Raw genomic sequence first — 304 nt, 5'->3', positions numbered from 1 at the left:
AGGGCGTGATTCCGGCTAATTCATTGTGCAGCACATACGGCGCGAGCGGTTCCTATAAATCGTTCCTCGCGTGTTCCTGGGCGTGTCATGTTGCCACTGGCCGTCACTGGGGAGGCCGCAGGGTGGCGCATGGTTCGGTGATGTATGTTGTCGGTGAAGGTGGCATTGGTGTCCCCCGCCGTATCAAGGCATGGGAAATCGTTAATGATGAACGGGTGGAAAATCTGTACCTGGTAAACCGCCCGATTTTTCCGGCAGTCCCGCTTGATGTTGATGAAATGGTCATCGCTTCCCGCCAGGTTGA

General features: G+C 55.6%; 1 protein-coding gene. It reads left to right on the top strand.

Annotation, left to right across the window (positions count from 1 at the left end):
• Positions 1 to 5: 5 nt before the first annotated feature.
• The coding region (locus LZP73_RS19880; RefSeq protein WP_234236636.1) for an AAA family ATPase at positions 6 to 304 on the top strand (299 nt) is incomplete at its 3' end.

This window comes from Shewanella sp. AS16 (genome assembly GCF_021412365.1).
Classification (GTDB): Bacteria; Pseudomonadota; Gammaproteobacteria; order Enterobacterales; family Shewanellaceae; genus Shewanella; species Shewanella salipaludis.
This window is presented reverse-complemented; position numbering and strand designations above follow the sequence as displayed.